General features: G+C 69.5%; 21 protein-coding genes and 1 pseudogene. 15 read left to right on the top strand and 7 right to left on the bottom strand.

The genetic code is table 11. The features are described from left to right. Positions 1-116: 116 nt before the first annotated feature. Positions 117-458, top strand: coding sequence for a TfoX/Sxy family protein (locus MT347_RS00535; protein WP_243497116.1), 342 nt, complete (start codon positions 117-119; stop codon positions 456-458). 219 nt (positions 459-677) lie between these two features. Here the strand turns inward: MT347_RS00535 and MT347_RS00530 are convergent, their stop codons facing one another. From MT347_RS00530 to MT347_RS00520, 3 genes are all read right to left on the bottom strand, one after another. Beyond that, positions 678-2,255: a DHA2 family efflux MFS transporter permease subunit gene (locus tag MT347_RS00530; protein ID WP_279390902.1), complete on the bottom strand. Its 1,578-nt coding sequence runs from the start codon at positions 2,253-2,255 to the stop codon at positions 678-680. Further along, complete coding sequence (locus MT347_RS00525) at positions 2,252-2,875, bottom strand: PadR family transcriptional regulator (protein WP_243497115.1); 624 nt, start codon at positions 2,873-2,875, stop codon at positions 2,252-2,254. The genes MT347_RS00530 and MT347_RS00525 overlap by 4 nt, the downstream gene beginning before the upstream one ends. 193 nt (positions 2,876-3,068) lie before the next feature. Further along, positions 3,069-4,802: a BCCT family transporter gene (locus MT347_RS00520; RefSeq protein ID WP_243497114.1), complete on the bottom strand. Its 1,734-nt coding sequence runs from the start codon at positions 4,800-4,802 to the stop codon at positions 3,069-3,071. Between the two features lie 111 nt (positions 4,803-4,913). Between MT347_RS00520 and MT347_RS00515 the strand changes: the two genes are divergently transcribed. From MT347_RS00515 to MT347_RS00480, 8 genes and pseudogenes are all read left to right on the top strand, one after another. Beyond that, complete coding sequence (locus MT347_RS00515; RefSeq protein ID WP_243497113.1) at positions 4,914-5,846, top strand: phosphoribosylaminoimidazolesuccinocarboxamide synthase; 933 nt, start codon at positions 4,914-4,916, stop codon at positions 5,844-5,846. Between the two features lie 132 nt (positions 5,847-5,978). Further along, on the top strand, positions 5,979-7,316 hold the full coding sequence (locus MT347_RS00510; RefSeq protein WP_243497112.1) for a uracil-xanthine permease family protein: 1,338 nt from the start codon (positions 5,979-5,981) through the stop codon (positions 7,314-7,316). Between the two features lie 526 nt (positions 7,317-7,842). Further along, the gene (locus MT347_RS00505; RefSeq protein ID WP_243497111.1) at positions 7,843-8,892 is read left to right on the top strand and encodes a LacI family DNA-binding transcriptional regulator; all 1,050 of its coding nucleotides are present in this window, start codon (positions 7,843-7,845) and stop codon (positions 8,890-8,892) included. Between the two features lie 62 nt (positions 8,893-8,954). Further along, the gene (locus MT347_RS00500; protein WP_243497110.1) at positions 8,955-10,247 is read left to right on the top strand and encodes an extracellular solute-binding protein; all 1,293 of its coding nucleotides are present in this window, start codon (positions 8,955-8,957) and stop codon (positions 10,245-10,247) included. Positions 10,248-10,311: 64 nt separating this feature from the next. Continuing rightward, positions 10,312-11,253, top strand: a complete 942-nt coding sequence (locus MT347_RS00495; RefSeq protein WP_243497109.1) for a carbohydrate ABC transporter permease — start codon at positions 10,312-10,314, stop codon at positions 11,251-11,253. Position 11,254: 1 nt separating this feature from the next. Continuing rightward, positions 11,255-12,199: a carbohydrate ABC transporter permease gene (locus MT347_RS00490; RefSeq protein ID WP_243497108.1), complete on the top strand. Its 945-nt coding sequence runs from the start codon at positions 11,255-11,257 to the stop codon at positions 12,197-12,199. Then, a pseudogene (locus MT347_RS18520) lies at positions 12,196-12,294 on the top strand (carbohydrate kinase); the annotation flags it as partial. The gene MT347_RS00490 and the pseudogene MT347_RS18520, both read left to right, overlap by 4 nt. Positions 12,295-12,445: 151 nt before the next feature. Continuing rightward, positions 12,446-13,414: a glycoside hydrolase family 68 protein gene (locus MT347_RS00480; protein WP_243497106.1), complete on the top strand. Its 969-nt coding sequence runs from the start codon at positions 12,446-12,448 to the stop codon at positions 13,412-13,414. A gap of 90 nt (positions 13,415-13,504) precedes the next feature. On the opposite strand, the gene MT347_RS00475 is transcribed toward MT347_RS00480, so the two are convergent. Then, positions 13,505-14,626, bottom strand: a complete 1,122-nt coding sequence (locus MT347_RS00475) for a DUF4190 domain-containing protein (protein WP_243497105.1) — start codon at positions 14,624-14,626, stop codon at positions 13,505-13,507. 329 nt (positions 14,627-14,955) lie between these two features. Here MT347_RS00475 and MT347_RS00470 point away from each other — a divergent pair, with 329 nt between their 5' ends. Continuing rightward, positions 14,956-15,192 carry a hypothetical protein gene (locus MT347_RS00470; RefSeq protein ID WP_243497104.1) on the top strand — a complete coding sequence of 79 codons (237 nt, stop codon included), beginning with the start codon at positions 14,956-14,958 and terminating at the stop codon, positions 15,190-15,192. A gap of 111 nt (positions 15,193-15,303) precedes the next feature. After that, a complete protein-coding gene (nhaA, locus tag MT347_RS00465; RefSeq protein ID WP_243497103.1) occupies positions 15,304-16,638 on the top strand; it encodes a Na+/H+ antiporter NhaA in 1,335 nt (444 codons plus the stop codon). Positions 16,639-16,644: 6 nt separating this feature from the next. Here nhaA and MT347_RS00460 read toward each other — a convergent pair whose 3' ends face one another. From MT347_RS00460 to MT347_RS00450, 3 genes are all read right to left on the bottom strand, one after another. Beyond that, on the bottom strand, positions 16,645-17,235 hold the full coding sequence (locus MT347_RS00460; protein ID WP_243497102.1) for a hypothetical protein: 591 nt from the start codon (positions 17,233-17,235) through the stop codon (positions 16,645-16,647). A gap of 79 nt (positions 17,236-17,314) precedes the next feature. After that, positions 17,315-18,328 (bottom strand): LacI family DNA-binding transcriptional regulator, encoded by a 1,014-nt coding sequence (locus MT347_RS00455; RefSeq protein WP_243497981.1) that lies wholly within the window; start codon positions 18,326-18,328, stop codon positions 17,315-17,317. Between the two features lie 32 nt (positions 18,329-18,360). Continuing rightward, on the bottom strand, positions 18,361-19,815 hold the full coding sequence (locus tag MT347_RS00450) for a glycoside hydrolase family 1 protein (protein ID WP_243497101.1): 1,455 nt from the start codon (positions 19,813-19,815) through the stop codon (positions 18,361-18,363). 175 nt (positions 19,816-19,990) lie between these two features. Between MT347_RS00450 and purS the strand changes: the two genes are divergently transcribed. Genes purS through MT347_RS18515 form a run of 4 tightly spaced genes read left to right on the top strand, consistent with a single transcriptional unit; the run spans position 19,991 to position 21,885 of the window. Then, the gene (gene purS, locus MT347_RS00445) at positions 19,991-20,239 is read left to right on the top strand and encodes a phosphoribosylformylglycinamidine synthase subunit PurS (RefSeq protein ID WP_243497100.1); all 249 of its coding nucleotides are present in this window, start codon (positions 19,991-19,993) and stop codon (positions 20,237-20,239) included. Beyond that, positions 20,236-20,943, top strand: a complete 708-nt coding sequence (gene purQ / locus MT347_RS00440; RefSeq protein WP_243497099.1) for a phosphoribosylformylglycinamidine synthase subunit PurQ — start codon at positions 20,236-20,238, stop codon at positions 20,941-20,943. The genes purS and purQ overlap by 4 nt, the downstream gene beginning before the upstream one ends. A 10-nt stretch (positions 20,944-20,953) precedes the next feature. Beyond that, on the top strand, positions 20,954-21,667 hold the full coding sequence (locus MT347_RS18315) for a GntR family transcriptional regulator (RefSeq protein ID WP_308194193.1): 714 nt from the start codon (positions 20,954-20,956) through the stop codon (positions 21,665-21,667). Continuing rightward, entirely contained in the window at positions 21,562-21,885 is a 324-nt protein-coding gene (locus MT347_RS18515) for a pentapeptide repeat-containing protein (RefSeq protein WP_374206479.1), read from the top strand. Before MT347_RS18315 ends, MT347_RS18515 begins: the two co-directional genes overlap by 106 nt. Positions 21,886-21,967 lie beyond the last annotated feature (82 nt).

Raw genomic sequence — 21,967 nt, 5'->3', positions numbered from 1 at the left:
GTTATTAGTATGCGCGCATACTACTTATAGAGCAAGCCGCTTTCGGCGCCCACTGCGTACGCCCCCTCACCGTCGCCCACTGGCCCGGGCGTCCCCTCGCCGCTAGCGTGTGGGCCATGATCGACAGGGATGCCATGGCTCGCGGCCACGAGGTCTTCGATCCGATCGCGGAGCGATTGTGTGCACTGCCCGGGGTCGACATCGGGCGCATGTTCGGCACCGAGGGCCTTCGCATCCGCGAGAAGGTATTCGCCTTCGTCGTGCACAACGGCTCGCTGGTGGTGAAACTGCCCGAGAAGCGCATCGGCGAGATCGTCGACGAAGGAATCGCCGGGCCCATGATCATGCGCGGGCGTCCGCTGCGCGAGTGGGCGGAGGTGCCCCTCGACGCGGGCGCCGACCGATGGCGGGGCCTCATCGACGAGGCCCGCGCGTTCGTCGACGAGATCACGCCGTAGCCGCGAGCGGCGACAGCGCCGAGCGGCACCGCCGCTGAACCGTGCCCAGCGGAGGAGTCGCGGCGAGCGGAGGACCGCCGGCACGGCATCCGTCCTCCCTCCGCCCCAGCTCCTCCGCTCATCACCGTCATGATCCATCCGACGCGAGCGCCCGAGCGCTGAGCGCGAACGACGAACGCCGCCGGCCCTTCCGGGACGACGGCGTTCGAGGCGGGTGGGTTACTCGCCCGCGGTGGCCGGAGCCTCCTGGGCGGCACGCTCGACCGGGGCCGCCTCACGCGGAGCCCCGTGCGGGCGGATCATCGACGGACGTCGCATGAACAGCACCGCGACGAGTCCCACGGCGATCACGCAGATCGGCAGGATCAGCGACTGACCCATGGCGGTCGAGAAGCCCTCCACCACCTGCGGCGGCAACGCGCCTCCGCCGAAGCTGGCTCCGGCATCCGCTGCCCCCGGCAGGTTCGCCTCGAGCCGCGCCTGCATGAACGCGGCGATGGATGCCGAGCCCATCACCGAGCCGACGGTGCGCGTGGTGTTGTAGATGCCGGCGCCGGCACCCGCCTGGCGCGGCGGCAGGTTGCGCGTGGCGGTGGTGGCGAGCGGACCCCACATACCGGCGTTACCGATGCCCATGAGGGCCGAGGGGATGAGGAACGCCCAGATCGGCGCATCGTTCAGGATGAGCGCCGTGTAGATCCCGAGCGATCCGCCGACCAGCAGCAGGCCCGGTACGAGCAGGAACCGCGGGTCGGTGCGGTCGAGCAGCTTGCCCGCGAAGGGGGCGAGCACGCCCGAGAGGATCGCGAGGGGGATGAGCAGGAACGCCGACTCGGTCGGCGTGAGACCGCGCGCCAGCTGCAGGTAGAACATCTGCGGCAGCGCCATGCTCGTGACGGTGAAACCGACCGTGGCGATAGCGAGATTCGCGATCGAGAAGTTGCGCTCGCGGAAGAGGTCGAGCGGAACCAGCGGCTCGCTTTTGCTGCGCGCCTGGGTCCAGATGAACAGCGCCATGACGGCGAGGCCGGCGGCGACCATCGTCCAGATCCACGGGGCCCAGGAGTAGTGCTCGCCCTCTTGCAGACCGAACACGATGAGGAACAGGCCGAGAGCACTGAGGAGCACCCCGACGATGTCGAACTTGTGAGCGGTCTTGGGCAGTTGCGGCACGAGGATGACGGCGGCGATGAAACCGATGACGCCGACGGGGATGTTGATGAAGAAGATCCACTCCCAGCCGAGGCCGTCGACGAGCAGGCCGCCGGCGAGGGGGCCAACGAGCACGGCGACACCGGCGGTCGCCCCCCAGAGGCCCATGGCGGCTCCTCGGCGCTGCGGCGGGAAGGTGCGGGTGATGACGGCCATCGTCTGCGGCGTCACGAGGGCTGCGCCCAGGCCCTGCACCGCACGAGCCACGATCAGCATCTCGAGCGACGACGACAGCCCGCACGCGAGCGAGGCGATGGTGAAGAGCGCGAGGCCGATGAGGTAGATGTTCTTCGGGCCGAAGCGGTCGCCGAGGCGGCCGGTGATGAGCAGAGGAACGGCGTACGTCAGCAGGTAGGCCGAGGTGACCCACACGACGTTGTCGAGGCTGTTGGTGTTCGGGTCGAGGGCGGCCTTGATCGCGGGGTTCGCCACCGACACGATCGTGGTGTCGACCAGGATCATGAAGAAGCCGATGACGAGCGCCCAGAGGGCGGGCCAGGGACTGCGTTCGGTGGTGCGGGTGGACCCTGTGCGGGTCGACCCGGTGGGGGCGGATGCCGCGGAGGCGGCGCGGGAGTCGGTCATGGGGTGGTCTCCTTTGAGACGCGATGCTTCTTCTTGATGTGCTCAGGGATCTCGGCGATACCCCAGGCGAGGGAGCGATCGGCGAGGCGCGCACGCAGGGAGTCCTGCCACGCGAGTTCGGCGTCGAGCAGAGCGGACTGCCGCTGCAGCTCGACGAGGAATTGTTCGGGGGTTTCTCGCGCTGCCGCGCCACCGAGCCCGGTGCGGTGCTCGTCGACGGAGGCGACAAGGAGCTCTCGGCGCTGGTCGAGCAGGGCGACGACTTCTTCGCGTTCGAGATTGTGCGCCTCCGAGAGGGCGACGCGGAAGTCGCTCGCCCGATCGATCTGGGGCAACTCGGCGCGCACCCATTCCTCCACAGCGCGGCGGCCGGCCGGGAGCAGCGTATAGGTCGTGCGCTCGGGGCGGTTGCCGTCGCGGTCGACGCCGACCTCGGCGAGAAGGCCGTCCCGCTCGAGGCGCGCGACCGTGTGGTAGATCGTGCCCTTCTGCAGAGGGATCAGGCGGTCGTCGCGACGTTCCTTCAGCAGGCGCACCATCTCGTAGGTGTGCATGTCGGCTTCGCGCAGGGTGGCGAGGATCATGACCGCGATCGGGGTGAGGCGGAGGGGCTGCGGCATCCGTCCTCCTCGTGGTCCGTGTCGACTAGTCCACGTGGACTATACGCCCATTACGGACGACACGCGAACCCCCGCGCGAACCCGTTGAACGTCCGAAACACGCCGCGTCGCACAAGCGCACACAGCGTGTTCTGGACACTCGACAGGGAAGGGGTGGGCGCGGGAGAGGGAGGGATGCGCGGAGGGGACGGTGTCAGGACTGCGGCGACGACGGCGCCTCGGGCCGCACGGGCGGGGACGCGTTCGCGGCCGCCCGTCGCTGACCCCACCGCACCGGGATGCCGAAGATGCCGCGCTGGTTGGGCTCCTCGACCTCGAGCCCGTAGTGCTCGCCGATCGAGTCGCGCAGTTGCGCCCGCTCGGCCTTGTCGTACGCGCGCAGCTCGCGCCGGAAGGCCACGACCGTTGCCCAGCAGATGGCGAGGAGGACGAGGCTGAACGGCAGGGCGATGCTGATCGCCGCCGCCTGCAGCGCGGTGAGACCGCCCGCCAGGAGAAGTGCGAACGCGATGAGCGAGGTCGCGAGGGTGAAGAAGATGCGCACCCAGCGCTTGGGCTCCTCCTCGCCACCCGTCGCGATCATTCCCATCACGAGAGCACCCGAGTCCGCGGAGGTGACGAAGAAGATCCCGATCAGCACGAGGAAGCCGATCGACAGGAACACCGCTCCGGGCACCCCCTGCAGCATCTGGAAGAGCGCCGTCGACACGTTGACCGCGCCGTCCTCGCCGACGAGGCTCACGGTGCCGGTCAGCTCGCCGTAGATCGCCGTGCCGCCGAGCACGGTGAACCACAGGATGCCGACGAGCGTGGGCACCAGGATCACTCCGGTGACGAACTGGCGAACCGTGCGACCCCGCGAGATGCGCGCGATGAAGATGCCGACGAAGGGGGCCCACGAGATCCACCAGCCCCAATAGAACGACGTCCACGTCCCCTGCCAGGCGACGCCGTCTTCGCCCGAGTACGCGCTCGTGGTGAAGGAGAGTCCGACGAAGTTCTGGATGTAGTTGCCGATCGACTGCACCACATCGCGCAGGAGGAACTCGGTGGGCCCGGTGAACAGCAGGTACAGCATCAGCACGCCGGCGAGGACGAGGTTGATGTTCGAGAGCCACTTCATGCCCTTGCCGACGCCCGAGAGCACGGAGAAGAGCACGAAGCCGGTGATGATGCCGACGATGATCGCCTCGCTGATCACCGACGGAGACACGATGCCCAGGTAGTCCAGACCGGCGCTGATCTGGATGACGCCGAGACCGAGCGACGTCGCGACGCCGAACAACGTGCCCACGAGAGCCGCGACGTCGACCGCGTTGCCCAACGCTCCCTGCACGAGGCGCGCCCCGAGGATGGGTTCGAGCGCCCAGCGGATCGTGCGAGGACGCTTGCGGCGGTGGAAGGCGTAGGCGAGTGCGAGACCGATGACGACGTAGATCGACCACGCGTGAACGCCCCAGTGCAGGAACGTCTGCGACATCGCCTGCTGCGCGAGCTGGTTCGGGGTGCCTTCGACCCCCGGCCGGGGCTCCACGAAGTGACTGAGCGGCTCGCTCACCCCGTAGAAGACCAGACCGATGCCCATGCCCGCGGCGAAGAGCAGCGAGAACCACGACATCGTCGAGAACTCGGGCTCGTCGTCGTCCTGACCCAGCTTGATGTTGCCGAATCGGCTGAACCCCATCGCGAGGGCGAACACGACGAAGAACGCGGCGATCAGCACGTAGTACCAGTTGAACGCCGAGACGATCGAGGTCTGCACCGCCCCGAACGTCGCCTCGGCGGCATCCGGGAACAGCATCGTGAAGGCGATGAAGGCCAGTGCGATCCCGGCCGCCGGCCAGAAGACCCATCCGCGGATGGTGCTGTGGCGACTGCCGAGGTGGGGATCGACGGATACCGCGGAGTCGGGGGCTGCCTCGCTCATTCGATCAAGGGTAGTCACGACCCTCGCCCCGGCCGGAGGGCAGGCACGCGACGACGGCGTGTGACACAATCCGCGCCGGTGCACGGGGCCCGTACCCGCGATAATGAGCGGGTGACCTTCGCTCCCCCGCTCGAGCTCCCCGGTTGGCGCCACACTTACTCCGGCAAGGTGCGCGACCTCTACGTCCCCGCCGACACCCGCGACGAGGCGACTCCCGCTCACCTGCTCGTCGTGGCGAGCGACCGCGTGAGCGCCTTCGACCACGTGCTCTCACCCGGCATCCCCGACAAGGGCGTGCTGCTGACGACGCTGAGCCTGTGGTGGTTCGACCAGCTCGCCGGCGCCGACGGGGGTCGCGGCATCCCGAACCACCTCGCTCCCGACCACGCGCTCGCGGGCGAGGGCACGGTGGAGCTGATCCCGGATGCCGTGCAGGGGCGCGCGATGCTCGTCCGGTCGCTCGACATGCAACCGATCGAGTGCGTCGTGCGGGGCTACCTCACCGGCTCGGGCTGGGCCGAGTACCGCGCGGAGGGCACGGTGTGCGGCATCCCCCTTCCCGAGGGGCTCGAAGACGGCGACCGCCTGCCGGAGCCGCTCTACACCCCCGCCTTCAAAGCCCCGATGGGCGAGCACGACGAGAACATCACGTTCGAGAGGTCGGTCGAGCTCGTCGGCGCCGACACGGCGTCGGCGCTGCGCGACGCATCGCTGGAGATCTATCGCCGCGCCTCCGCGACCGCCGAGGCGCACGGATTGATCCTGGCCGACACGAAGTTCGAGTTCGGTTTCGACGCAGACGGCGTGCTGACGCTGGCCGACGAGGTGCTGACGTCGGACTCGTCGAGGTACTGGGATGCCGAGTCCTGGCGCGCCGGCACCACGCCCGCGGAGCGCATGGCCAGCTTTGACAAGCAGATCGTGCGCAACTGGTTGGCCGACAACTGGGACAAGCAGGGCGAGCCGCCCGCGCTCCCCGCCGAGATCGTCGAGCGCACCCGAGAGCGCTACGCGACGCTGTTGCGCCTGCTCACGGCGTCCTGACCGGCCTTCCGGCGCCGTCACGTCGCCGAGGTGACCCGCTTTCGCCGAGCTCACGCGCGGTTCGACGCAACGGGGCGTGACCTCGCAAAAGGCGCGTGATCTCGGCATCCATTCATCCCCCTGAGGAGACACATGTTCCGCTGGAAACTGCACGGCAACGGCCGCACCGTCGCCTCCGGGGCCGTCGTCGCCCCGAGCGAACGCCTGAACTGGGGCGCGACGATCGCGATCGGGCTCCAGCACGTCATCGCCATGTTCGGCGCCACGTTCCTCGTGCCGGTGCTCACCGGCTTCCCCGTGTCGACGACGCTGCTGTTCTCGGGCGTGGGAACGCTGCTGTTCCTTCTCGTCACGCGCAACCGCCTCCCCAGCTACCTGGGGTCGTCGTTCGCTTTCATCGCGCCCGTCACCGCCGCCACGGCGAGCGCCGGCATGGGATCGGCGCTGGCGGGCATCGTGGCCGTCGGCATCCTGCTCGCCGCGATCGGCTTCGTCGTACAGTTCGTCGGACTCGGATGGGTCGACAAAGTGATGCCGCCGGTGGTGTCCGGCGCGATCGTCGCGCTGATCGGCTTCAACCTCGCGCCCGTGGCCTGGTCGAACTTCCAGATCCAGCCGCTGCCGGGAACGATCACGCTGGTCGCCGTCGTCTTGTTCAGCGTGCTGTTCCGCGGCTTCCTCGGGCGCATCTCGATCTTCCTCGGCGTGATCGTGGGCTACGTGGCCACGGTGCTGATCCAGGCCGCCACGGGCGAGAAGCTCATCGACTTCGCCGCCGTCGAGGCGGCGCCATGGGTGGGCTGGCCCGAATTCCACATCGCCGACTTCGCGTCGCCGCAGACGTGGTCGGTCATCGCGATGTTCCTCCCCGTCGTGCTCGTGCTGGTCGCGGAGAACGTCGGACACGTGCGCGGAGTCGCGGCGATGACGGATGCCACCGCCAACCGCTCCACGGGTCGCGCCCTCATCGCCGACGGCGTCGCCACGACCCTCGCCGGCACCTTCGGAGGCTCGGGCACCACCACGTACGGCGAGAACATCGGTGTGATGGCCGCCACTCGCGTGTACTCCACAGCCGTGTACTGGGTGGCCGGTCTCGCGGCGATCGTGCTGAGCCTCTCGCCCAAGGTGGGGGCGGTGTTCAACACGATTCCGCCGGGGGTGCTCGGAGGTGTGACCACCGCGCTCTACGGCTTGATCGGCATCATCGGCATCAAGATCTGGGTCGACAACCGCGTCGACTTCTCACGCCCGGTCAACCAGTACACCGGCGCCGTCGCGCTGGTGCTGGCGATCGCGGGCTTCTCGATGCAGTTCGGCGACTTCCAGCTCGGCGCGATCGTGCTCGGATCGTTCGCGGCTCTCGTCATCTACCACCTCGGCAACGCCATCGCCCGTGCGCGCCGGACCGGCGCCGACGACGGCGGCCCCATTCCCGCCGTCGGCCCGCTCGGCGGCGACCCCGCCTGACCGCGCGGCGCCGGTCGGCGGCGCATGGTGGCGGCCCTGTGGGGCTCCGGCCGACGGGCCTCTGGCCGGCAGGCCCCTGGCCGGCGCGCCCGCGCCTGGCCCGCGCCTGTCGAATGGATGCCGAGGCCGCACTCGTTCGCCGAGACCGCATGCGAATGCGACAAAACGGCTGCGGCCTCGGCAAACGCGTGCGGTCTCGCGAGGGCACGCACGCCGGGCGGGGGCGAACCGACCTCGCCCCGCCGGCCGGGACCCGTCGCCGCGCGCTGGATCGCGGCATCCGGAACACGAGAACGCACTCGTTCGCCGAGACCGCATGCGAATGCGACAAAACGGCTGCGGCCTCGGCAAACGCGTGCGGTCTCGCGAGGGCACGGTGGCCGGCCGGGCGGATGCCGCACCCTCTCAACCACCGTTACGGCACCGTTACTTGACACCGCCGCGTCCGAGGAAGCACACTGATCTCGGTCGCTGAAAAATCGTTTTATCATCAAGGTAAATCGATTATCCAAGGGAGGGTGGAGTGATGACACGAGTGCGTCTTACCGACGTCGCGAAAGCGGCAGGCGTCTCCCCCGCGACCGTCTCGCTCGTCCTCAACGACGCCGAGTCCCGTATCTCCGCCGAGACCAAGGAGCGGGTCCGCCGCGTCGCCGACGAGGTGGGTTACTCGCCCAACCCGATCGCCCGGAGTCTGCGCACGCGCGTCACCGGCACCATCGGCCTCGTCTCCGACCGCATCGCCACCACCCCCTTCGCCGGCCGCATGCTCGCCGGAGCCCAAGAGGTCGCCCGCGAGAACGGCCGACTCGTCATCCTCGTCGACACCGACGGTCACCCCGAGATCGAGTCCGACGCGATCTCGACGCTCGTCAACCACCGCGTCGACGGCATGGTCTACGCCTCGATGTACCACCGGGTCATCCCGGCCCCCGCGGGACTCCCCGCCGGCACGGTGTTCCTCGACTGCCGCCCCGAAGACGGCGGCTACCCCGCCGTCGTACCCGACGACTACGCCGGCGGCCGGGTCGCCACCCAGGAGCTCGTCGACGCCGGACACCGCCGCATCGCCTACATCGACAACGACGAAGACCGCCCCGTGGCCGCCGAACTCCGCCTTCGCGGCTACCTCGACGTGCTCGCCGAGTCCGGCATCGAGCCGGACCCCGCCCTCCACGTCTTCTCGCCGACCTCGGCGGCGGGCGGGCAGCAGGCCGCCGCCGACCTGTTCGCGCTCGAGCCCGCGCAGCGCCCGACCGGCATCTTCGCCTACAACGACCGCATCGCGGCCGGGGTCGTGACGTGGGCGCACCGCCACGGCATCCGGATCCCCGAAGACCTGTCGATCGTCGGCTACGACGATCAGCAGCTCGTCGCTTCGGAGCTCGATCCGCCGCTGACCACCGTCTCGCTCCCCCACGCGGCCATGGGCCGCTGGGCGATGGAGGTCGCACTCGGCCTCCGCGAGGCGGACACCGAATCCCCCCACCTCATGGACTGCCCGATCGTTCGTCGGGCTTCCGTCGGCCCTCCCGCGCACCTCGGCAGCGCGCGGGACCCCCGGGTCGCGGACTGACGCCACCTCGGCGTCCTCTCACGAAGGCGACAGCGATGTCGCCGCTCACCGAAAGGAACACGATGAAGAAGTCCTTCATCCCGCTCGCCGCGACGGGCGTCGCTGCCGCGCTGGTGTTGACCGGCTGCGGTCAGGCAGGCCAAGGCGGCGAGACGACCGAAGACGGTCGCACGGTGCTCACCATGTGGACGCACTCCGCGGGCAACCCCGCCGAGCTCGCGGTCTACGAGCAGATCATCAGCGACTTCAACGCCTCGCAGGAGAAGTACCAGGTCAAGACCGAGTCGTTCCCCCAGGGGGCGTACAACGACGCGATCGTCGCGGCGGCGGCCTCGGGCGACCTGCCCTGCCTGCTCGACCTCGACGGTCCCATCATGCCCAACTGGGCGTGGGCCAACTACCTGCAGCCTCTCGGCATCTCCAGCGAGATCACCGACAAGCTGCTGCCCACCGCGGTCGGAAAGTACAACGACGAGATCTACTCGGCCGGGTACTGGGATGCCGCCCTCGGCATCTTCGCGCGCAAGTCGGTGCTCGATGCCAACGGCATCCGCATCCCCACCATGGACCAGCCCTGGACCGCCGCCGAGTTCGACGCGGCGCTCGCCACCCTCAAGGCCGCTGGCTACGAGACCCCGATCGACCTCGGTGCCGAGGACACGGGCGAGTGGTGGCCCTACGCCTACTCCCCGTTCCTGCAGAGCTTCGGCGGCGACCTCATCGACCGCGACACCATGCTCTCGGCCGACGGCGCCTTGAACGGACCGGATGCCGTGAAGTGGGGCGAGTGGTTCCAGTCGCTCTTCACCAACGGCTACGCAAACAGCGGCGGCACCGTGGGCAACCAGGAGTTCGTCGACGGCGACGTCGCGCTCAGCTACACCGGCGTGTGGAACGGTCTCGCCGCGGTGGATGCCGTGGGCGACGACCTTCTGATCCTCCCGCCGCCGGACCTCGGCAACGGCCCCAAGATCGGCGGCGGTTCGTGGCAGTGGGGCATCTCCGCCTCGTGCAGCGACCCCGAGGGGGCACGCGAGTACCTGGAGTTCAGCTTCAACGACGAATACATCACCCAGTTCGCCGACGAGCAGCTCGTGATCCCCGCCACCGAGGCGGCCGCCGAGGCGTCGAAGTACTTCAACTCCGCCGACGGCGCCCTGCGGCCGTTCGCCGAGTTCTCGAAGGAGTACGCCGTGCTTCGTCCCGAGACCCCCGCCTACGCGGTGATCTCGACCACGTTCGAGACGGCGGCCAAGGACATCATGAACGGCGCCGACGTGCAGTCGGCTCTGGATGCCGCGGTCACCGAGATCGACACGAACATCGAGTCCAACGACGGCTACGGCGCGAAGTAGCGCCGCGCCCAGCGGTGGGGGTCCGGTGCAGGACCCCCACCGCGAACCGCGAAAGAAGAACCTGATGACCGTGTCTCCTCCGGTCGCCGCGGCGAAGCAGCCGCGCCGATCCCTCAGCCGCATCCGTTCCTCCCGTGGGAGCGAATCGTGGGCGGGCCTGGCGATGATGGCCCCCGCCGCGCTCCTGCTCCTGCTGTTCCTGATCGTCCCCGTGCTGCTCGCCTTCACGCTGTCGTTCACGAACGCCCGTCTGATCTCGCCGAACCCGCCGCGCTTCGTCGGGCTCGACAACTTCTTCCGGGCCTTCACCGCCGACCCGGTGTTCCTGCAGTCGGCGCTCAACACCTTCTTGTTCGCGCTCGTCGTCGTGCCCGTGCAGGCCGGGCTGGGTCTGCTGCTCGCCGTGCTGGTGAACCAGCGGCTGCGCGGCACGACTTTCTTCCGCGTCGTCTTCTTCATCCCCGTCGTCACCTCGATCGTCGTGGTGTCGATCCTCTGGCGCTTCATGTACCAGAGCGACGGCCTCATCAACTCGATGATCGACACGCTCACGTTCGGGGCCCTCACCGGCGCCGACTGGTTGAACGACCCGAGCACGGCGCTCGGTGCGATCATCGTGCTGTCGATCTGGCAGGCCGTCGGCTTCCACATGATCATCTGGCTCGCGGGGCTCCAGACCATCCCCGAGGAGCTGTACGAGGCCGCGCGGATGGACGGGGCGAGCCGCTGGCGCCAGTTCACCAACGTCACCTGGCCGGGCCTGCGCCCCACCATGGTGTTCGTCCTGGTCACGATCACTATCGCCGCCCTCGGCCTGTTCGTGCAGGTCGACGTGATGACCCAGGGCGGTCCCCTGAACTCGACGTCGACCGTCGTGTTCCACGCCGTGCGCAAGGGCTACGAGCAGCAGGAGATCGGTTATGCCGCCTCCATCTCGCTGCTGTTCTTCGTCGCCGTGCTCATCATCGCGCTCATCCAGCGCTGGTTGACCCGAGAGAAGAACTGACATGACCAGTACCCTCGAGCGCCCCCGCAGCGCTGCCCGCCGCACGTCACCCACCCGCACGCGCACCCGCTCGTCGGAGGGCCGTAACGGCCGCATCCTCACCTACGTGTCGATGTCGATCCTGGCGGTGTTCTTCCTCTTCCCGCTGGTGTTCATGTTCGTGTCGAGCCTGAAACCGGATGCGCAGATCCTCCGCGACATCAACTCCCCCGCGGCGTTCCTCCCCACCGGTGAGATCAGCCTCGACAACTACTTCGGCGTGTTCGAGCGCGTGCCCGTGGCGCAGTTCCTCTTCAACTCGATCCTCGTCACGGTGCTCACCGTCGGACTCGGTCTGATCGTGAACTCCCTCGCCGGCTTCGCCCTGTCGCGCCTGCGGTGGAAGGGTCGGGTCGTCGTGCTCGCGCTGGTGATCGCGACCCTGATCGTGCCCTTCGAGACAATCGCGGTGCCGATGGTCTACTGGGTCAACCAGCTGCCCACCCTCGTCATGGAGGGCGGCGTCCTGAAGTACGACTTCGGCTGGCTGAACACCTACGAGGTTCAGATCGTGCCGTTCATCGCGAACGCCTTCTCGATCTTCCTGTTCGCGCAGTATTTCTCGACCATCCCCACCTCCCTCGACGAGGCGGCCCGCATCGACGGGGCGAGCTGGTTCACCATCTACCGCCGCATCATCGTGCCCCTGTCGGGGCCGGCGTTCGCCACGGTGGCGATCCTGACGTTCCTCCCCGCGTGGAACCAGTACCTGTGGCCCCTCATGGTCGTGCAGAAAGAGGAGCTGCGACCCGTCATGGTCGGGATGCAGTACTTCTTCCAGCTCAACACCGCGTGGGGTGAGGTCATGGCCTACACCTCCCTCATCACCCTCCCCGTGCTCATCGTGTTCCTGGTCTTCCAGCGCGCGTTCGTGAGCAGCATCGCGGCGAGCGGGGTCAAGGGATGAGTCCACATCTCGATGTCGTCGTGCGCGGCGAAGCGCTCGTCGACATCGTCACCACTTCCGCCGGGGCGGCCGAGCGCCCCGGCGGGAGCCCCGCCGCCGCCGTCGAGGTCCCCGCGGCCCCCACGTTTCCGCCCCTGCTCCGTCGCGCTGCGGCGCCCGCCGCCATCACGGTCGGCCGCAAGGGCACGCAGCCCCCGACCCGAGAAGACCTGCAGCGCGCCGCTGCGCCGAAAGAAAGTGCCTGACGTGTTCGACCTCGCCGATTCCTACGTGTGGGATTTCTGGTTCGCCGATGACGGCGACGCCTACCACCTGTTCTTCCTCTACGCCTCGCGGGCGCTGCACGATCCGGAGGACCGTCACTACCGCGCCTCGGTGGGCCACGCCGTCTCGACCGATCTGGTGTCGTGGGAGCGCGTCGCCGACGCCCTCGTGCGCGGCGGCCCCGATGACTTCGACGCCCTCGCCACCTGGACCGGCTCGACCGTCCGCCGCGCCGACGGCACCTGGTTCCTCTTCTACACGGGCTCGCGCCTGGACGAAGACGGACGCAACGTGCAGCGCATCGGCTACGCCACCAGCGCCGACCTCTTCACCTGGCACAAGAACCCCGCCAACCCGGTGCTCGAAGCGGACGGCACGACCTACGAGCGCCTGGCCGACAGCGACTGGCACGACGAGGCGTTCCGCGACCCGTGGGTCTTCGCCGATCCCGCGGGCCGCGGCTGGCACATGTACGTCACCGCCCGCGCCACGCACGGCGAGCTCAACGGCCGCGGTGTCGTCGCGCACGCCACCTCGACCGACCTCGAGACGTGGCAGCTCCAGGCGCCGGTCAGCGAACCGAGCACCGACGGTTTCGGCCAGCTCGAGGTGACCCAGGTCGAAGAGATCGACGGCCGCGCCGTGCTGCTGTTCTCGTGCATGACCGGACAGGCGATGGATGCCGTCCGCGAGCGCCACCCGCGGGGTGCGGTGTGGGCCGTTCCCGCCGACAGCGTGCTCGGCCCGTTCGACATCGGTGCCGCAACGCCGATCACCGACGACGACCTCTACGTCGGACGCCTGATCCAGGACCGGGCGGGCGCGTGGCAGCTGCTGGCGTTCCGCAACGTCGGTCCCGACGGCGGTTTCGTCGGCGGCATCACCGACCCCATGCCCGTGGGCTGGGACGGCGACTGCCTCGTCGTGAAGCAGCCGGCTCTCTCGGTCTGACACCCGCTGCTCGAGCGCGCACGTCCGTTGCGGGGCGTGCGCGCTCGGCGTGTGCGGCGATGTGTTTGTCTCACCGGGGCCGGGAGGGGATCAGCGCCCGGAGTTCTCCAGCGACCCCGTGGTTTCGCCCGCGGGGTCGGTGATGAGGCAGGCGATCTGGCGGTCACCGAACTCCCACGTGTCGCTCGTGGGAGCGACATAGGTGTACTCCAGGGTCGACTCGTCGTACGAGACGCCGACGAACGACGCGAACGCCTCGTCACACGACCGCTGCGCGGTCGCCTCCATCTGGTCGTCACCCGGGAAGGACCCATCGGGAACGATGACCTCGCCGAACACCTCATAGGTGTGAGCGACGTCGCAGCCGACGACGTTGTCGCTGGTGATGATGCCCGTCGAGACGTCATCGAGGCACTGACCGATCTGCAACGACAACACTTCGGCGGGAACGTCCTCGCTCGGGTCGGGGAGACCCCCGTCCCCCGTGGCCGCGGCATTCCCCGCCGCGCCGGCGATGACGAAGAAGGCGAAGAACGCGATGACGGCGATGGTGCCGAGAACGGTCATCACCGAGCCCACGACGATGCCGGCGATCGCCAGACCACGGCCCTTCTCGCCGGTTCGCTTGACCTGCGCAAGCCCCACCGCGCCGGCGACGATCCCGCCGATGGGAACGACGAACCCGAGCACGATCGCAAAGATGGCCACCACGTTGGTGCGATTGGCGTAATCGACCGGCGAAGGAACGGGGGCGGCCCCGGCGTACATCGGCGCCCCCACCGTCGGCGGAGTGCTCGAGTACGGCGTTGCTCCGGCGTCCGCACCAGGCGACGGGGCTACCGGGACGGCCCCCACGATCAGCCCCTGTTGCGCGAGTCGGACCCCCGCGACGTGCGCCGCCTCGCGCACCACATCACCTGCTTTGACGGCACCGACCGCGCCACCCTTGAAGAACCCGCCGGCCGCCGAGTGCACGAACGTGGCCACCGCCCCCTCCGGGGCATCTCGCACGTGGACGTCGAAACGCACGTGCATGTCCTGCCCGGCGAACGCTCCCGCGATGAGGGTGGTACCCAAGCTCCCGCGGGAGACGTCGAGCGAACCGGCCGCCGCAGGGTTCACGGTGAAACCCTGCTCCGTCAATGCCGACGCGACGGCATCGCGAGCGGGCCCCGCGGGGAGGGTGAGGTGCAGTTCGAGCGGCTCGGACATGAAGGACTCCTGGAATCGTCCGCGCCGACAACACGCAGCGCGTCAGCAGCATATCCATCGGGTGGAACCGGCTGGAGCAGCCTCGTCGACGGTCCGCGCGACCCCGATGGCCGCGAAGGCCGCGGATGGGGTGATCCGACATCGAATGAGCGAGGACTCATCCGCCGCGGTCGGGACCCGTGGAGGTGAGGCGTCCGCGAGGGGTAGTGCGTGTTGTGTGGCCAGCACACCCCTCACCACGCCGCAAGGGTGGATGCCACCACCGCGCCTCTCGATAGCGTCGATCACCCGGCGAGGCTGCCGCCCCGCCCCCGACGAGAGGCACGCTCATGGCATCCGACATCCCCGACCCTTCTCAGGCCGCCGCAGACGAGAACGCGTACGAGGGCGCCGACGTCGAAGCGTCCCCCACGGAGGGGGCACCCTCCGACGACTCCGAGGGCGAGCCCAAGCCCGGCGGCCTCGGCACCGATGGCACCATTCCCAACAACCCCGACGGTGTCGCCGCGGGTCACTCCGACACCGCCTCGCACTTCAACGCCGAGGAAGACGAAGAGTCGGCCTGAGCGGGCGCCGCGCGGCCGGCACGGTCGCGCGGCTCCCCTCACCGTAGAATGGGCTCCGGTGCGTCGGGAAGTCTGGTCGACATTCTGTCGACCGACCCCTGAGGAAGCGTCATGAGCCACGACACCGTCCGCGCGCCGACCTGGCCCGGCTACGCCGAGGTGCACCGCGTCACCACCCTTCTGCGTCGGGAGTCCGTCGGCGGGATGCTGCTCGTGGTCGCCGCGATCGCCTCGATCATCTGGGCGAATTCGCCCGCGTCGGACGCCTACTTCGCCCTTCGTGACCTCCGCTTCGGCTACGAGCCGTGGCATCTGGAGTTGAGCGTCGGATCCTGGGCCGCCGACGGCCTGCTCGCCGTCTTCTTCTTCCTGGTCGGCCTCGAGCTCAAGCGCGAGATCGTCGTCGGTTCCCTCCGCCGGCTGAGCACGGCGATCGTGCCCGTGACCGCGGCTTTCGCCGGCGTCGCCGTGCCCGCCCTGATCTACGTCGCCGTCGTGCACGCCGAGCCGAGCCTGCTCGCCGGCTGGGCCATCCCCACCGCGACGGACATCGCGTTCGCCGTGGCGGTGCTCGCCCTCGTCGGCTCGCACCTGCCCGGCCCGCTGCGGATCTTCCTGCTGACCCTGGCCGTCGTCGACGACCTCATCGCCATCGCGATCATCGCGGTCTTCTACACCAGCGACATCTCGCTGCTGCCGCTGGCGGTCTTCGTCCTGCTCGTCGCGGTCTACGCCGTCATCGCGCACCGAGGGCGCGCCTGGTTCGCGCGCACCCCCTTGGGCGCGTGGGCTGTGCTGCTACCGGTCGGTTTCGCCGCCTGGGCGTTCCTGCACGCGTCGGGGGTGCACGCGACGATCGCCGGTGTCGCCCTCGCCTTCACCATCCCCGTGGCCGCCTCACGCCGCCGACCCGAGATCCGCGGCGTGGACCTCGCCGAGCAGTTCGAACACCGCTTCCGCCCGCTGTCCGCCGGTATCGCCGTTCCCCTGTTCGCCTTCTTCGCCGCGGGCGTCTCCGTCGGCGGCGGTGAGGGCCTGCTCCGTGCGGTCTCGGACCCCGTGACAATCGGCGTCGTCGCGGGGCTCGTGCTCGGCAAGCCCCTCGGCATCCTGCTCGGCGTGCGCCTGCTCACGCTGGTGACGAAGGTGCGACTCGACCCCGCTCTGAAGTGGATCGACCTCGCCGGAGTGGGCCTGCTCGCCGGCATCGGGTTCACGGTGTCGCTGCTGATCGCCGAGCTGAGTTTCCCCGACGGCTCACCGCACACCGACGGCGCCAAGATCGCCATCATGGTCGCCTCGCTCGTGGCATCCGTGCTCGCCTCGGCCGTGCTGCTCGTGCGCAACCGGCGGTACAAGCAGCTCGCGATCGCCGAGGAGGTGGACGCCGACGGCGACGACGTCCCGGACGTGTACCAGGGGCAGCCACGGAACCGCGACCGGTGAGAGGCGTCAGCCGAAGATCTGCGAGGCGATCTCCGACAGCCACGCGCGCGCGTTGACGTTCACGGTTTCGAGGTAGATCCAGGTCCCGTCGCGGGCGACGACGACGTCTTCGGTGTCGGTCGACGCACCGGGTGCCACGCAATACTGCGCGCCGAAGTCGTCCGAGGCCTGGCACTGGTAGCCCTGCGCCGGCAGCGCGGCCAGCCCCGACTCGACGTCGGCCGCGCTCGCGCTGCTGATGATGAGCAGGACCGCGGCGGCTTCCTCCTGGATCCAGTTGCACGACAGATCGGTCGTGGCGTTCGCGGGCGAGGGGCGCACGAACCCGTCGGCGTGCTGGGCGGTGAGACCGCCGACCGTCTGCTCCCGCGTCGCGGCGCTCCCGAGGTCGTCGCACGAGGTCGGGATCGACACGGATGCCGCCGCGGTCGAGGTGGGAGTCGGACTCGGTGTCGCACTGGGGGTGGGGCTCGGCGAGGGTGCGGCGCTCGACACGGTCGACGACGGCGTCGGGTCCGCCCCACCGCCGCTGCATCCCGCGAGTGCGGTCACGGCGGTGAGCACCAGCGCCGTCATCAGGACGTTCTTGCGTCGCATGCGAGCCCCTGCTCTCTCGGGGCAGTCACTGCGGCCCCTGGTCGCTCACCATAGCGTCCGCTGGCCTGCGAACGCAGCCTCAGGCCGAAGCGCGCGCGACGACCTCGGTGGGGAGGATGGTCGCGTGCACCGCGGGCCGTCCGGCGAGCACGTCGAGCAACACGGATGCCATCTGACGCCCCTGTGCGCGGGAAGGCTGGCGCACGGTGGTGAGGGCGGGAATGAGGGCGGTCGCCACCGAGGAGTCGTCGAACCCCATCACCGCGACGTCGCGTCCCGGCTCGATGCCCCTCTCGCGCAGGGCGGCGTACGCCCCGCGCGCCATGAGGTCGCTGGCGACGAACAGGGCGTCGGGCCGCACGCCGGCGCCGAGGATGCGGCTCATCGCGAGGGCACCGCCCCTCTCGGTGAAGTCACCGTCCTCGACCGCCGCGGGGGCCAGGCCCGCAGCGGCCATCTCGTCGCGGAACCCCTGCAGACGGTCGATGCCGGCCGCCATGTCGGGCGGGCCCGAGATGGCGGCGATACGGCGATGGCCGCGCGCGATCAGGTGCGCTGTGGCCGCCCGGCCACCCGCGACGTTGTCGACGTCGACGTAGTAGTCCTCGGCCCGCACCCGCGCGGGGCGCCCGCCGTAGACGACGGGGACGACGTCGGCGATGCGTTCGAGGAAGGTGTCGCTGGTGTGGTGCGAGGCGACGATCGCGCCGTCGACGCTGCCGCCGCGCAGGTACCCGAGCGCTTTGGCGCTGGCATCGTCGCTGGCGATCAGCATGTTCATGAGGTAGTCGCTCTCACCAACCACCTCGCCGATGCCGGCGACGATCGAAGCGAAGAACGGGTCGCCGAAGAAGCGGTCGGTCTGCTCGGGGATGATGAGCGCGATGGCACGGGTCTGTCGGCTGGCCAGCGAGCGCGCCGCGCGATTGGGGACGTACTGCAGATCGTCGATCGCGCGGCGCACGGCCTCGAGGGCCGCCGGCGAGACCGCGGTGGAACCGTTGACCACGCGAGACACCGTCGACCGGGAGACGCCGGCGCGCGCCGCCACCTCCTCGATCGTGGCGGTGCCTCGAGCGGGTGCGAGCTCCATCACGCTGCCTCCTCGTGGGCCTCGCGCGAAGGTCACACCGCGGGATCGGTGGCCAGGGCGCGCTCGGCGATGATGTGAGCGTAGCGCCGGCCGGAGTCCTTGATGGAGCGCTCCTGAGTCTGGTAATCGACGGAGACGATCCCGAAGCGTTTGGCGTAGCCCCAGGCCCACTCGAAGTTGTCCAGGAGCGACCAGTAGAAGTATCCGCGCACGTCGACGCCCTTCTCGACCGCATCCAGAACGGCGGCCAGGTGCACCTCGACGAACTCGACGCGCTCGGCGTCGTGCACACGGGTCTCACCGTCTTCGACCACGACCTCGTCGTCGAACGAGGCGCCGTTCTCGGTGACGAACAGCGCGGTGCCCGCCGCGGCGGAGTACTCCTCGCTCACGCGCTCGAGAAGGCGGGTCAGACCCTCCGGCTGCACCTCCCATCCCATGTTCGTCCGCGGCAGGCCGCGGTCGTGCCAGAACAGGTTGTCGTGCGCGGGGAACGGCTTGCCGATCGGCCGCGTCGTGGGGGCGTCGCCGGCGGGCGGCTCGACCTCGGGCGGCGCGCCGCCGACGAACTCGCCGTGGTAGTAGTTCACGCCCAGCGAGTCGATCGGGGTCGAGATGATGTCGAGGTCGCCGGGGCGCACGGCCCCCTGCCAGCGGGCGACGGCTTCGGAGTCGGTGTCGCGGAAGTCCTTGATGATGTCGGCCGGGTATTCGCCGCGGAACACCGGGTCGAGGAACCACCGGTTGAACTGCCCGTCGATGCGGCGCGCGGCGTCGAGGTCGGCGGGGTCCGCCGGGTTCACGGCATCCGCCACGGTGAGGTTGAGCGTGAGACCCAGGTTGAGGGAGGCGTCACGGGCACGGAGTTCCCGCACCGTCTGGCCGTGGCCGAGCAGCAGGTGGTGAGCGGCGAGCATGCCCTCGGCCTGCGAGTAGTGCCCCGGGGCGTGGGCGCCGGCGGTGTAGCTGAGGAACGACGAGCACCACGGTTCGTTGAGGGTCGTCCACACGTCGACGCGGTCGCCGAGGGCGTCGTGCATGTCGAGGGCGTACTCGGTGAAGCGCTCGCTCGTCTCGCGGACCGTCCACCCGCCCTTCTCCTCGAGCGCTTGCGGGAGGTCCCAGTGGTACAGCGTGAGCCAGGGCAGGATGTCGGCGTCCAGCAGCTCGTCGACGAGGCGCTCGTAGAAGTCGACGCCCTTCGGGTTCAGCGCACCACCGTCGGGGCGCACCCGCGACCACGAAGTCGAGAAGCGATAGGTCTGGAGGCCGAGCTCCTTCATGAGCCGCACATCGTCGGCGTAGCGATGGTAGTGATCGCATGCGACATCGCCGTTGTCGGCGTTGATGACGGCGTCGGGAACGCGGCAGAACGCGTCCCAGATGGAGGCCGTGCGGCCGTCCTCGAACGCTGCCCCCTCGATCTGATAGGCCGCGGTGGCGGCACCGAAGAGGAAGCCGTCGGGAAACGGTCGGATATGGGACATGGTTCGGGTTCCTTCCCTGGGCGCGAGGGTCATCCTCTCACCGCCACCCGTATGATGCCATGTTTGGTGGGACCGCTCCCACAGTCTCGCGTTCCGTCGCTCGTCGGCATCCGGAATCGCCTGGCCGCCTCGCGTAGACTGGCATCCACAACGCCACCCGACTCCTGGAGCTGCAGTGCCCACCATCGTCGTCGACGTCATGCCCAAGGCCGAGCTTCTCGACCCGCAGGGAAAGGCCGTGGCCGGCGCTCTCTCGCGACTCGGCGAGCACCGCTTCTCCGATGTGCGTATCGGCAAGCGCTTCGAGCTCACCGTCGAGGGCGAGGTCGACGAGGCCACCCTGGCCCGCGTCCGCGAGCTCGCCGACGAGATGCTCTCGAACGCCGTCATCGAAGACGTGGTCAACATCGAGGTCGTGGAGTGACCGCCCGCATCGGGGTCATCACCTTTCCGGGTTCGCTCGATGATCGTGACGCGCAGCGCGCGATCCGCCTCGCGGGCGGCGAGCCGGTGGCCCTCTGGCACGGCGATCACGACCTGAAGGGCGTCGACGCCCTCGTCCTGCCCGGCGGCTTCAGCTACGGCGACTACCTGCGCGCCGGAGCCATCGCCGCCTTCGCGCCGATCATGGCCGAGGTCAAAGATGCCGCAGCCAAGGGCATGCCCGTGCTCGGCATCTGCAACGGCTTCCAGATGCTCGTCGAAGCGCACCTGCTTCCCGGCGGCCTCATCCGCAACGCGCACCAGCAGTTCATCCGCCGCGACCAGCGCCTGCGGGTCGAGAACGCCTCGACGGCGTGGACGAGCGACTTCACCGAGGGTGACGAGATCGTCATCCCCCTGAAGAACGCCGATGGTGGGTACATCGCGGATGCCGAGACCCTGGCCCGCGTGAACGGCGAGGGCCTGGTGGCCTTCCGCTACGTGGGCGTGAACCCCAACGGCTCGCTCGACGACATCGCCGGTCTCGCCAACGAGCGCGGCAACGTCGTGGGCCTCATGCCGCACCCCGAGCACGCCGTCGAACCCGGCTTCGGCCCGGGCACGAGCGCCGCCATGCGCTCCGGCGTCGACGGACTGGGGTTCTTCACCTCGGCGATCGCCGCCGTGGTGGGCGCCGCCGCCTGACCCGTCACCCGTGACCGAGAAGCGCTCACCCGACCAGGACGCGCTCATCGATCGCATCCGCACCCTGTGGCGAGCGGATGCCGACGCCCTCCCCTCCGAGCCGCGGCTCGCCGAGCTCACCGGCGCGAGCCGCAACTCGGTGCGCGAGGCGCTGATCCGCCTCGAGGAGCGCGGGTACGTGCACCGCACACAGGGCGCCCGCACGTCGCTGAACCGGCGCCTGCCGGGGGTGGGGCGCCGCATCGACGAGCAGTTCGATCACTCGTTGTCGATCCGCGACGCGGGATACGAGCCGACTCTCGAGGTCGTGGCGGCCAAGCGCATGACGCTCGTGTCCGGCGACGACCGTTACGACGATCTGCCCGACGGCACCGAGGTGCTGCGAACCCGCAAGATGTGGCGCGTCGACGGCGCCCCGTACGCCCTCGCCGAAGACATGGTCCCCCTCACGCGCGCCGTCGACCTCGACCCGCACCGGCCCGTGTTCGATCTCGCCGAGGTGGCCAACGGTGTGCGCGTCGCGTGGGAGACCATGTGGATCGACGCGGTCGAGCTCGACGCCGAGCGCGCCGCGATCCTGGATGCCGAGCCCGGCACACCCGTGATCGAGATGACGTACTGCGGCTACGGCGCCGACGACGCGATCGGGTACTGGTCGCGAGAGGTGCAGCTGCCGGCTCCGCCCGGGCTGCGCAATGCGCTGATCCGGCGCGTGCGGTCCTGACGCGCGCGATCCTGAGGCGCGCGGTCCTGACGCGCGCGGTCCTGACGCGCGCGGTCCTGACGCGCGCGGTCCTGACGCGCGCGGTCCTGACGCGCGCGCCGTTGGCGGCGGAGGAGATCTGGGGAGCGGAGGACACCTGCACCTCTTGGCTTCCTCCCGCCGCCGAAACTCCTCCCTCGCCCGAGGGGCACGACCGGCCGCGCGTTTCGAGGAAGTAACCGCACCGTGAACTTGTCGGACAAGTGGCGAGGAAGCTTGTTGGACAAGCGTACGCTCGCCTCACCCGACGAAAGCGAGCCG

The organism is Microbacterium sp. VKM Ac-2923 (genome assembly GCF_022815605.1).
Taxonomy (GTDB): domain Bacteria; phylum Actinomycetota; class Actinomycetes; order Actinomycetales; family Microbacteriaceae; genus Microbacterium.
Note: the sequence above shows the minus strand (reverse complement) of the source record. Positions and strands in the feature narration are given on the sequence as shown.

What these genes read in the sequence shown, in the direction of transcription:
- MT347_RS00535 (WP_243497116.1), top strand. Translation starts at nt 117, where the DNA reads ATGATCGACAGGGATGCCATGGCTCGCGGCCACGAGGTCTTCGATCCG.
- MT347_RS00530 (WP_279390902.1), bottom strand. Translation starts at nt 2,255, where the DNA reads ATGACCGACTCCCGCGCCGCCTCCGCGGCATCCGCCCCCACCGGGTCG.
- MT347_RS00525 (WP_243497115.1), bottom strand. Translation starts at nt 2,875, where the DNA reads ATGCCGCAGCCCCTCCGCCTCACCCCGATCGCGGTCATGATCCTCGCC.
- MT347_RS00520 (WP_243497114.1), bottom strand. Translation starts at nt 4,802, where the DNA reads ATGAGCGAGGCAGCCCCCGACTCCGCGGTATCCGTCGATCCCCACCTC.
- MT347_RS00510 (WP_243497112.1), top strand. Translation starts at nt 5,979, where the DNA reads ATGTTCCGCTGGAAACTGCACGGCAACGGCCGCACCGTCGCCTCCGGG.
- MT347_RS00505 (WP_243497111.1), top strand. Translation starts at nt 7,843, where the DNA reads ATGACACGAGTGCGTCTTACCGACGTCGCGAAAGCGGCAGGCGTCTCC.
- MT347_RS00500 (WP_243497110.1), top strand. Translation starts at nt 8,955, where the DNA reads ATGAAGAAGTCCTTCATCCCGCTCGCCGCGACGGGCGTCGCTGCCGCG.
- MT347_RS00495 (WP_243497109.1), top strand. Translation starts at nt 10,312, where the DNA reads ATGACCGTGTCTCCTCCGGTCGCCGCGGCGAAGCAGCCGCGCCGATCC.
- MT347_RS00490 (WP_243497108.1), top strand. Translation starts at nt 11,255, where the DNA reads ATGACCAGTACCCTCGAGCGCCCCCGCAGCGCTGCCCGCCGCACGTCA.
- MT347_RS00475 (WP_243497105.1), bottom strand. Translation starts at nt 14,626, where the DNA reads ATGTCCGAGCCGCTCGAACTGCACCTCACCCTCCCCGCGGGGCCCGCT.
- MT347_RS00470 (WP_243497104.1), top strand. Translation starts at nt 14,956, where the DNA reads ATGGCATCCGACATCCCCGACCCTTCTCAGGCCGCCGCAGACGAGAAC.
- nhaA (WP_243497103.1), top strand. Translation starts at nt 15,304, where the DNA reads ATGAGCCACGACACCGTCCGCGCGCCGACCTGGCCCGGCTACGCCGAG.
- MT347_RS00460 (WP_243497102.1), bottom strand. Translation starts at nt 17,235, where the DNA reads ATGCGACGCAAGAACGTCCTGATGACGGCGCTGGTGCTCACCGCCGTG.
- MT347_RS00455 (WP_243497981.1), bottom strand. Translation starts at nt 18,328, where the DNA reads ATGGAGCTCGCACCCGCTCGAGGCACCGCCACGATCGAGGAGGTGGCG.
- MT347_RS00450 (WP_243497101.1), bottom strand. Translation starts at nt 19,815, where the DNA reads ATGTCCCATATCCGACCGTTTCCCGACGGCTTCCTCTTCGGTGCCGCC.